The sequence below is a fragment of the Halovulum sp. GXIMD14793 genome (genome assembly GCF_054457435.1).
In genome coordinates this window covers 1-10,223 of sequence record NZ_JBTLNE010000089.1, presented here as the reverse complement: position 1 = coordinate 10,223, position 10,223 = coordinate 1, and the positions used below count along the sequence as shown (strand labels likewise).

At 60.7% G+C, this 10,223-nt stretch carries 8 protein-coding genes and 1 pseudogene; 3 read left to right on the top strand and 6 right to left on the bottom strand.

The window, feature by feature from the left end; genetic code table 11:
- Positions 1-111: pseudogene (locus tag ACW9UQ_RS17690) on the bottom strand (IS5/IS1182 family transposase); the annotation flags it as partial.
- Positions 112-320: 209 nt separating this feature from the next.
- Entirely contained in the window at positions 321-1,346 is a 1,026-nt protein-coding gene (gene trpS / locus ACW9UQ_RS17685; protein WP_458932324.1) for a tryptophan--tRNA ligase, read from the bottom strand.
- A gap of 90 nt (positions 1,347-1,436) precedes the next feature.
- On the opposite strand from trpS, the gene ACW9UQ_RS17680 reads away from it, so the two are divergent.
- On the top strand, positions 1,437-2,168 hold the full coding sequence (locus ACW9UQ_RS17680) for a rhomboid family intramembrane serine protease (protein WP_458932323.1): 732 nt from the start codon (positions 1,437-1,439) through the stop codon (positions 2,166-2,168).
- Between the two features lie 26 nt (positions 2,169-2,194).
- On the opposite strand, the gene murJ is transcribed toward ACW9UQ_RS17680, so the two are convergent.
- The 3 genes from murJ to ACW9UQ_RS17665 are packed head-to-tail and all read right to left on the bottom strand — an operon-like array spanning position 2,195 to position 7,693.
- Positions 2,195-3,748 carry a murein biosynthesis integral membrane protein MurJ gene (gene murJ, locus ACW9UQ_RS17675; RefSeq protein WP_458932322.1) on the bottom strand — a complete coding sequence of 518 codons (1,554 nt, stop codon included), beginning with the start codon at positions 3,746-3,748 and terminating at the stop codon, positions 2,195-2,197.
- The gene (locus ACW9UQ_RS17670) at positions 3,745-6,528 is read right to left on the bottom strand and encodes a [protein-PII] uridylyltransferase (RefSeq protein ID WP_458932321.1); all 2,784 of its coding nucleotides are present in this window, start codon (positions 6,526-6,528) and stop codon (positions 3,745-3,747) included. Before ACW9UQ_RS17670 ends, murJ begins: the two co-directional genes overlap by 4 nt.
- Positions 6,521-7,693 (bottom strand): penicillin-binding protein activator, encoded by a 1,173-nt coding sequence (locus tag ACW9UQ_RS17665; RefSeq protein WP_458932320.1) that lies wholly within the window; start codon positions 7,691-7,693, stop codon positions 6,521-6,523. Before ACW9UQ_RS17665 ends, ACW9UQ_RS17670 begins: the two co-directional genes overlap by 8 nt.
- A gap of 146 nt (positions 7,694-7,839) precedes the next feature.
- Between ACW9UQ_RS17665 and rsmI the strand changes: the two genes are divergently transcribed.
- Positions 7,840-8,676 carry a 16S rRNA (cytidine(1402)-2'-O)-methyltransferase gene (gene rsmI, locus ACW9UQ_RS17660; protein ID WP_458932319.1) on the top strand — a complete coding sequence of 279 codons (837 nt, stop codon included), beginning with the start codon at positions 7,840-7,842 and terminating at the stop codon, positions 8,674-8,676.
- Positions 8,673-9,047 (top strand): YraN family protein, encoded by a 375-nt coding sequence (locus ACW9UQ_RS17655; RefSeq protein ID WP_458932318.1) that lies wholly within the window; start codon positions 8,673-8,675, stop codon positions 9,045-9,047. The genes rsmI and ACW9UQ_RS17655 overlap by 4 nt, the downstream gene beginning before the upstream one ends.
- Positions 9,048-9,182: 135 nt before the next feature.
- On the opposite strand, the gene ACW9UQ_RS17650 is transcribed toward ACW9UQ_RS17655, so the two are convergent.
- Positions 9,183-9,626 (bottom strand): NADAR family protein, encoded by a 444-nt coding sequence (locus ACW9UQ_RS17650; RefSeq protein ID WP_458932317.1) that lies wholly within the window; start codon positions 9,624-9,626, stop codon positions 9,183-9,185.
- Positions 9,627-10,223: the final 597 nt, after the last annotated feature.

The window sequence follows — 10,223 nt, the reverse complement described above, 5'->3', positions numbered from 1 at the left end:
CCAGGGCGATGCCCCTCTCGCCAGCCAAAGGATCGCGTCGAGGAACAACCGATTGTCTGCGCCAGTGCGGCCCCGGTCACCCTGCTTGCCCGGGACCAAAGGTTCAATGATCGCCCCCTATCGGCAGATTGCTGCGCAATCGCCTGCCGGGCAGTGACTGCCTGTCTGTTAAAGTCCGTCTGCTCAAGATCGCCTCCCGTTTTTGATCTTGAATCAAACAGGAGATGATTTGGGAACCCCTAAATGCAGACGCCGCCTCGTGCAAGCTGCTGTAAGCTGCCGCCCTTTTCAGAGCGGCAGCTTTGTTTTCTGACCAGACCTTAACAGCGGCGCACGAACCCAAGGATATCGTAGGTCCGCTCCAGAATAGGATCGGCAATAGCCGCAGCGCGCTCCGCCCCATCGCCCAGAATGCGCTCAATCTCGCCCGGATCGGCCATCAGTTCCGACATGCGATCCGATATCGGTCCCAGTTTGGCGACCGCCAGATCGGCCAGCGCGGGTTTGAAGGCCGAAAACTCCTGCCCGCCATGATCGCGGATTACCTGCTCCGGGCTGGTCTCGGCCAGGGCGGCAAAGATGTTCACAAGATTGGCCGCCTCCGGTCGCCCGTCCAGCCCGTCAAGGTCGGATGGCAGCGGTTCCGGGTCGGTTTTGGCCTTGCGGAACTTTTTGGCGATGGTGTCGGCATCGTCGGTCAGGTTGATCCGGCTCAGGTCAGACGGATCGGATTTCGACATCTTCTTGGACCCGTCACGCAACGACATAACCCGCGTCGCCGGGCCTTCAATGATCGGTTCGGGCAATGGAAAGAAATCCGGCACCCCGAAATCATTGTTGAACTTCATCGCGATGTCGCGGGTAAACTCGACATGCTGCTTTTGATCATCTCCAACGGGCACGGCAGTCGCGTGATAGGCAAGAATATCCGCAGCCATCAACGCGGGATAGGTATAAAGCCCGATCGACGCCTTCTCGGCGTTTTTTCCCGCCTTGTCCTTGAACTGTGTCATCCGGTTCGCCCAGCCAAGTCGTCCGACACAATTGAAGATCCAGGCAAGTTCCGCATGGGCAGACACCTGCGATTGATTGAACAGGATCGACTTTTCCGGATCCAGGCCACAGGCGATATAGGCGGCGGCCAGCTCATGTGTGGCGCGCTTCAACTCGACTGCGCCGGGCCAGGTGACCGTGATCGCATGCATGTCGACGATACAGTAAATGGTTTCCGTGCCACTGTTCTGCATGTCGACAAACCGTTTCACGGCGCCAAGGTAATTGCCCAGTTGCAGATTGCCGGTGGGCTGTACCCCGGAAAAGACGCGCGGGGGATGAGTGTCGGTCATGGTCAAGGTCCGGTTGGTCGGGTAAAGGTTCCGCTCAATATCGCGGGCATGCCGCCCCGGTCAACCGCCCGAACGACAGGAGCGCACAGGATGGCACGCAAGATACCCCCACCCAATGAGGTCGATCCGAATGCCTTGCCGGTCAATCCGGTCCCGCCGGTGGTCTGGGTCCCTGCGGCTGTGATCGGCGGGCTTGAGGTGGTGTTTCAGGCTGGTGCGCGGGGGATAATCGGCGGGCAGGCCGGGGTCGGCTGGCGCAACACGGCGATCAACGACTACGGGTTCAATGATCGGGTGTTTGAGCATATGCGGATGAGCGGCGATTGGTTCACAAGCGATCTGCTGCGCTTTTTCGGATATTCATTCCTGCATTTCAGCCTGATGCATGCCGTGTTTGGGGTCGTGCTGCTGCTGGCAATCGGCAATTTCGTTGCACGGGTCTATCCGGCCTGGGCTGTGATGCTGGGCATGGCGGTGTCCTCGGCGGTCGGAGCGTTGGTCTTTGGGCTTGTGGCAAATGGGGGCTGGCTGATCGGGGCGTCAGAGATATTTTACGGTCTGATGGGCATGATGACCTTGCTGCTATGGTTGCAGGCACGGGCCGTGGGTCAGCATCCGATCAAGGCGTTTCGCTTGCTTATTGTGCTGACGGTGCTGCAACTGGCGTTTTTTGGCGTCTCCAAGGCAACCGGAAACCCGACCCTTGGCCTTGCACAACAGATTGCGCCGACAATGGCCGCCTTCGCTGCAGGCGGCCTGGTGGGCTGGGCGACATTTCCCGGGCACCTGCGGCACCTCGTGCAGCGTCTGCGGCAGCGCTAACCCTGTAGGGTGGGTTTAAACCCACCCTACCCCTGAGCGCTGCGCCGCAATGCGGATTTAAGGTCTGCCAGTCGCATACCGCCAAGGGCTACAACGCAAATCCCATAGATCGCGGCAGAGGCCGCAACCAGCAGCGCCAATGCAAGGTAGCGCAGCGTTGGTGCTGCCAGCCAATCCGACATTAGCCAACTCAGCCCGAATGCAGCCGCCCCCATGATCAGTGCGGCTGCAACCTGTCGGGGCAGCGCGCGGCGCAGGCGGGTGTCAATTTGCAATGCTCCGTCAATCCGGGTTGCGCCGCGCCATAGCAGGGCCGCATTGGCCCATCCCGCCAGAGTGGTACCAAGGGCCGCGGCCCAGAAGCCGAGAACCGGGGCGAGGCCAATGGCGACAGCGGCATTTACCAGCATCGACACCACGGCATAGCGAAACGGGGTGCGTGTATCCTCACGCGCAAAGAACACCGGGGACAGCACCTTTTGCAGCACAAAGGCAGGCAGGCCCGCGCCATAGACCGCAACGGCAAGCGCCGTCGCGGCCGTATCGGCCGCATTGAAATCACCGCGCTGGAACAGGACCGAAACCAAAGGCAGCGGCACAACCATCAGCGCGATAGCCGCAGGCAAGGTCAGGACCATGGCAAACTCTGTCGCGCGGTTCAGCGCGGAAATACCGCCCTCGCGATCACCGGCACCCAGACGCCGCGACAGATCAGGCAGCAGCACCACACCAATGGCAACCCCGACAAGGCCCAGCGGCAACTGATACAGCCGGTCCGCATAGAACAGCCACGCATAGGCATGCTCGAACTGCGAGGCCACCTGCCGCCCGACGATCAGATTGATCTGCACCACGCCGCCCGCAAGTGCCGCAGGGGCCGCGATGATAGCCAGCCGTTTCATATCCGGTGACAGGCTGGGCCAGCGCGGGGTCAGGCGGATACCGGCCTGCCGCGCCGCAACCCAGACCATCGCAAGCTGCGCCATACCGGCAAACGGCACCGTCCATACGATCAGACGCACGATATCGGCCCCGATAAAATGGCCCAAAGCCATGACCGAAACCAGAATGATGTTCAAAAGAACCGGCGCGGCCGCCGCCGCGGCAAACCGGCCGGTTGCATTCAGAACCCCGCTGCACAATGCGGCCAGCGATATGAAGATAATGTAAGGAAAGGTGATCCGGCCGAACGCGGTTGCCAGATCAAACCTTTCATCCCCGGCAAAGCCCGAGGCCAGCATCAGCACCAGCCAGGGCATCGTCAGTTGCGCCAGCAATGTCAGCCCGATCAGAACCGTCGCCAGCCCGGCAAAGGCTTCCTGGGCAAAACCTTCGGCGTCCTCGCCGCGTTCCAACCGGCGCGAGAACATCGGCACAAAGGCCATGTTAAAGGCCCCTTCGGCAAACAGACGGCGAAACATATTGGGCAGGGTGAAGGCGGCAAAGAACGCCTCCCCCGCCGCGCTGGACCCCAGAAAGGCCGCGAACAGCACATCCCGGGCAAAGCCCAGAAGACGGCTGACCAGCGTCCAGACCCCAACCGTCAGAAACGCTGGCAGCAGGCGAATGCGGCGGCTCACGCAGCTGCCCTTTCCGCGCCCTGCCGAATGGCCTCGCGCAGGCGGTTCACAACACGCTCCTGCTTGGATTTGGAATGCAGTTTATGGCCGAACAGGTCTTTGACATAGAAACTGTCCACCGCCTGCTCACCATAGGTAGTGACCAGCGCAGAGCTGATCGAGATACCGCAATCGGTCAGGGTGCGCGACAGGTCATACAAAAGTCCCGGGCGATCGCGGGTGTCGACCTCGATGATAGAGCAGATCTCGGACCCGTCATTGTCAATGGTGATCTCGGTCGGCACGATGAAGTCCTTTTCGCGTTTCTTGATCTTGTCTTTGGTCCGGAACTCTTCCTGTGCGATCACCTCACCCGACAATGTTCGGGCAACGCTTTTGCGCAGCCGTGCCATCTGTTGGGAGGCAAATGGACGACCCTCCCGGTCCTGCAGCCAGAAGATGGCCGTCACATATCCGTCCGATGTCGTGTAGGTGCGCGCGTCCACCACATCGGCCCCGGCCAGCGACAGCGCTCCGGCCAGCCGGGAAAAGACGCCCGGGTGATCGGCCATGGAAAAACAGGCCCGGGTTGCGTCGCGCGCCGGATCCTGCGCGATGTCGATGGCCGGGGTCACGTCGGGCTTTTGGGCCAGCAACTCGGTGAACAGCACCTGGGCTTCGATACTCATGCCCAGCCAGAAGGAATCGTAATGCCGTCTGGTTTCCGCCTCGATCGCCGCTTCGGACCAGCCTGACAGCGCTTCTGCAAATTCCTGTTTGGCGGCGTCGATCCTTTCAGGGCGCGAACTGCGCTCATCACCGCTGGTCAGATGATCATAGGTCCGCGCATAAAGCTCGCGCAGCAGCATGGCCTTCCAGTTGTTCCAGACCCCCGGGCCGACCCCCCGAATGTCGCAGACGGTCAGCACGCAAAGCAATCTCAGTCGCGCCGGGCTTTGCACGATCTGTGCAAAATCCGAGATGGTCCGCGCATCAGCAAGGTCGCGCCGCTGGGCGAAATCGGACATTTGCAGATGGTTTTGCACCAGCCAGACAATCGTCTCGGTCTCGTCCGAGGGGATGCCCATGCGTTTGCAAACTCGCGCCGCAATACGCGCGCCCACGTCGGAATGATCTTCCTCCCGACCCTTGCCGATATCATGCAGGAACAATGCCAGATACAGAACCCGCCGATTGACGCCCTTGGCCATGATTTCAGTCGCCAGGGGCAGCTCGTCGGCAAGCGCGCCCGCCTCGATCTGTACCAGATGATCAAGGCAACGGATCGTATGCTCGTCCACCGTGTAGTGATGATACATATTGAATTGCATCATCGCGACGATATGGCCGAATTCAGGAATAAACGCACCCAGCGCGCCCATTTCGTTCATGCGCCGCAAACCGCGGATCGGATCGTCCGAGTCGATCAGGATATCAAGAAAGACGCGGTTCGCCTCCGCATCCTTGCGAAGCTTGGCATCAATCAGATGCAGTGAATTGGTGAGACGTCGCATCACATTGGGATGGATCAGAACGCCGGTGCTCAGGCCGACCTGAAACAGGCGCAGAATATTGATCGGGTCTTTTTCGAACGCCTCCGGGTCGTCCATATCCAGCCGGCCATTGTTCAGGAAATAACCCTCTGCCGGTTTGTCCGAGGCAAACGCAAAGGCCGCACGGATGGCCCGGGTCAGCATGGGCGGCTTCTTGACGTGTTCGCTTTCCAGCGCGACCAGGAAGATGCGGGTCAGTTCCCCCACCTGCCGCGCATAGGTGAACCAGGTCTGCATGAACCGTTCGACGCCGCGCTGGCCGGAACTGTCGCGAAAGCCCAGCGTTTTGGCCAGATGAACCTGCGCATCGAAGGTCAGTTGTTCGTTCGCCCGGCCCGCATATAGATGCAGATGCACGCGCACCGACCAGAGAAAGGCCTCGGCTTCGCGGAACACAGCCATTTCCTCGGGCGTGAAAACGCCGCGCTCGACCAGATCCTCGGGCGTTGTGGCATGGTTCAGGTATTTGGCGATCCAGAACAGCGTCTGCAGGTCGCGCAAGCCGCCTTTGCCTTCCTTGACGTTCGGTTCCAGAACGTAGCGGGAGCCGCCATGACGGTTGTGCCGCGCCGCGCGCTCGTCCAGCTTGGCCTCGACAAATTGCGGGCCGGTTTTGTCAAACAGCTCTTTCCACAGCCGTTTGTTCAACTGCTCGGCCATCTCCTTTGCCCCGGTCAGATACCGGTGTTCCAGAAGGGCCGTGCGAATGGTGATATCGTCCTTGCCCAGACGGATGCAGTCATCGACAGTGCGCACGGCGTGGCCGATCTTCAGCGACAGGTCCCATAGGATATAAAGCGTGGTCTCGATCACGCTTTCGCCCCAGGCGGTCTGTTTATAGGGCGTCAGAAACAGCAGATCGACGTCTGAGAACGGGGCCATTTCGGCCCGGCCATACCCCCCGACCGCCAGCAGGCAGATTTGCTCTCCCGCCGTTGGATTGGGGTTGGGGTGAAAATAGCGGATCGCCAGATCAAGGGTCAGGGTGACGATCCGGTCGGTCAGGTCGGAATAGGCACGGATCGCATCCTGCGTCGCATAAGGGGTCTTGGACAGGGCCGCAGCAATCGCGGCGCGGCCCGCGTCATTTGCCTCTTTAAGCCCCTTGACCAGAAACGGGCGCAGGGCCGCCGGATCGGCAACCGTTTCAGCCCGCTGCGCAATGCTGGCGGCGAAGGCGGCTGTGTCAAGCAGCTGATCGCCGGTCAGGCCAAGATCGGGCCGGTCCGTGGCGGCTGCCTTAGGCACCGTTGCCGGGGAATGTGCGGGGGGCTGGATCGATCACCCGGGCTTCGCCATCGCGCACCTCAAATACGGCCAACGCGCGTTGGTTGCCGCCGCCATTGGTGAAACGGAAGATGCCGTTCACTCCGGCAAAGCCCTTGGGGTCGGTCAGGCGCACGGGGGCGAAGGCATCCCGCCGCTTTTCTGCCTGCGCCTCGGCAACCAATGCCCCGATGGCCGCAAGACCGTCATACGCCAGCGGGGCCAGCGGATGAGGCTTCGCGCCATAGGCGGCTTCATAACGGTTGTTGAAACGCTGGGTCAGCACCAGATCAGGGGCCGCATACCAGCCGCCCTGAATGCCCGGCTGTGCCAGAGCCTCGGGGCTGACATCCCAGCGCTGAATGCCTGCAAACTGAGTCGCATTGGCCCGCACACCCATGCCGCGCAGGGTTTCGGTGATGAAAGGCAGCCCGCCCGTGGGCCCATCGGTAAAGACGATGACATTCGCCCCCGCCCCGCGCATCTGTTTGGCGATGCCGCCTGCGGTGTTGGAAATCCCCTGTACCGACAGCGGATAGGCCCCTTCGCCCACAATCCGAACACCCCTTGCATTGGCGGCATTACGGATCGCGTCACGGGCCTGTTCCCCCTCGATCCCTTGCGGATGCACGATCCCCATCGCGGTCAGGCCGCGACCGGCGGCAAACCCGGCGACACGGGACGCGGTATTGTCAAAGGTCGGTCCCAGCAGCCAGACATTGTTGCCCGCAACGGTGGCGTTGTTGGAAAAGCTCAGAACCTGCAATTTGGCATTCGCTGCCACCGGGGCCACTGCTGTTGTGGCATCCGCAAAAAGCGGGCCCAAAATGATATCGGCCCCATCGGCTACAGCCTTGGTTGCGGCGGCACCAGCGGTCGTCAACTCTCCGGCGGTCTCATAGACCTTCAGGTCGATCGTCACGCCCTGCAGGTCAGTTTGGGCCATTTTTGCTGCGTTCACCAGGCTTTTGCCAAGGGCGTTACGCTCTGCATCTGTTGAGCCCATGGGCACCAACAGGGCGACCGTTACAGGTTTGCCTGGATCGACGGCCGTAGAATTGCCGCCGCCCTGCGGCATGTCACAAGCCGTCAGGCCGGTCAGGACCACAAGGGCCAGAAGAGGACGGAAGAGCCGGGAAAACGCCATGGATTTACCTTGTTCATGCCAGTGTTCGTAGCAGTGTGTCACCGATCCGGACGGTCCCTTGCTGCACCACCCGGTTTTGTCGCACATTACGTGCCAAGCGCGGCCAAGTAAACGATCCACCCGCCGCCTGCGCAAGGTGATGCTTTATGGACATGAAACCCGGCCTTTATCTTGTGGCGACGCCGATTGGCACCGCAGATGATATCACCTTGCGTGCATTAGAGGTGCTGCGCCGGGCCGATATTCTGGCCGCCGAAGATACCCGTAACGCCCGCCGCCTGCTGGAACTGCATGGCGTGCCGGTCGCCGGTCGCCCGCTGATCGCCTATCATGACCATAACGGCCCGCAAGTCCGCCCCCGGCTGCTGCAGTCCTTGGCGGACGGCAAAACGATTGCCTATGTCTCAGATGCGGGCACGCCGCTGATCGCAGACCCAGGTTACCGGCTGGCTGAGGCGGCAATTGCAGAGGGTCACATGGTGTCGACCGCGCCCGGTGCATCGGCGGTTCTGGCGGCACTAGCCGTTGCGGGCCTGCCGACGGACCGGTTCCTTTTCGCAGGCTTCGCCCCGCCGAAATCAGCCGCCCGCAAAAGCTTCCTGCGCGAATTCGCAGCTGTTCCCGCCTCGCTGGTGCTCTACGAAAGCCCCAAACGGCTGGCAGCCGCACTGCGCGATATGGCCGAGGTGCTAGGCGACCGCCCCGCCGCCATTTGCCGCGAACTGACCAAGAAATTCGAAGAGGTCCGGCGTGGCCCGATCTCAGACTTAGCCGAAGCCTACGAAACCCCGCCAAAGGGCGAGATTGTCATCGTGATTGGCCCACCCGTAGCGCGCGAGGCAGATGCCCGCGACATCGACACCGCGCTGCGCTCCGCCCTGCAGGCAGGCTCTGTCAGGGATGCCGCGCAGGAGGTCGCCGATGAACTTGGCGTGCCCCGCAAACAGGCCTATGCCCGCGCGCTGGAACTGTCGCGCGAATGACGGATAAGCGGCGGCAAGGTCAAACCAACCACCTGCACGGCCTGACCTCCGAGGATGCAGCCGCCCGCCATTACGAAGCGCAAGGCGGCACCTGCCTGGCCCGCCGCGCCAAAACAGAAGCGGGGGAAATCGACCTTATCATCCAACTGACAGGCACCCTGGTCTTTGCCGAAGTCAAAGCCGCCCGCAGCCTGCACGCCGCTGCCCACGCCCTGAGCCAGCATCAGGTGGCCCGACTGGGGGCTGCAGCGGAAATCTGGCTGGCCGAGAACGGCTACCCACCGACCACCGATATCCGCTTTGACCTCGTGATCAGCGACCGCAACGGCAACCTTCAGGTGATCGAAAACGCGCTGTCTTTCGATATCTGAAAGCGCCCGGATCATGCAGCAGCTTAGTTTGATGGCTTCACTAGGCGCGGCAGGCGGCATCACTGCCCTTCAGACGCTGGTAAAGTCCGTAGCGTCTTGTAAACATAGTCAAAATGAAGACTATGGGGCTTTGGTCTATGACCCGCTTTGCATTGAGGATCGCAGCTCCATCAGCAGAACGCCCAGCATGTTGGCTCCGCCGCCATCCCCGCCATCGGCCCAATAGCTGTCATTCTTTGTGTGCTCAATGATCTGGGCCTGACCGGTTCCCAGTAGAATTTCCTTTGCGTCCAGGTTCTGTTCGAACTTGGCCTTTAGCACTTTGCGCATGACATCATCTTTTACCTTATCCCAATCCGCGCGCATCGGGCGGCTGCGGTCTCGTCCCATTTTTGCAGCTTTCATGGGAGAGCCCGTAAGCCGGATCTCCTCCATATCGGGATGTCCTTCGAATTTCATAGCTTGGAAGTAGTGCTCTGACGTTGGCCAGATTTTCCCGTCCAGTTCAATCGGGTGGGCTGAAAAGTTGGAGAAGCAACCGTAGTCGTCCCTGGTCCTGTAAAACTTGATAACATCCATGGCTGGTGACTTTCGGGAAAGTATCTTTATTGGAATTGCAAAGTATGCCTTTTAACTGCGCATACGCCAACCCTTGCAACGGATGACAGGGGCGAAGGTGGCGGCAGAGGTCGCCAGTAGACTGGTTTTATTCTTGCAAGCGACTTTAACCGTGATTGCGATGGAGAGTTTTAGCGCAACGGCGCCGGATAGGTGCTTAGACGCCCCTACCTGCAAAATCTGAAAAAATCCGGTGACAGGCCGCAATCGGTTTGCTACGCATTCCCTCATGACCAACACGTTCGCCAAATTCTGGTATTTTATGTATCCGGGCCAAAAGGCGGACGAAGACGGTCATATGTTCTAAATCCAAAACAGAACAAAGACGCATCCAAACCGCCAGCCTGCATGCGGCGGCCACCGCACAGGACAGCCGCGCGGCTACCGTCCGTTGCCCGGCAGGTGATTGCAAAGCAATCACTGAGAGGGAGGATGCACTTTGACGCTGGTGCTGTCGAGGCCCAGGCAATCGACAGATACGCGGATCATGTGATGCTCTTGCAGCGCATCAAACAGCCGGTCCAACACGCCCGCGTCCGCCCAGCGGCGCATCCGCAT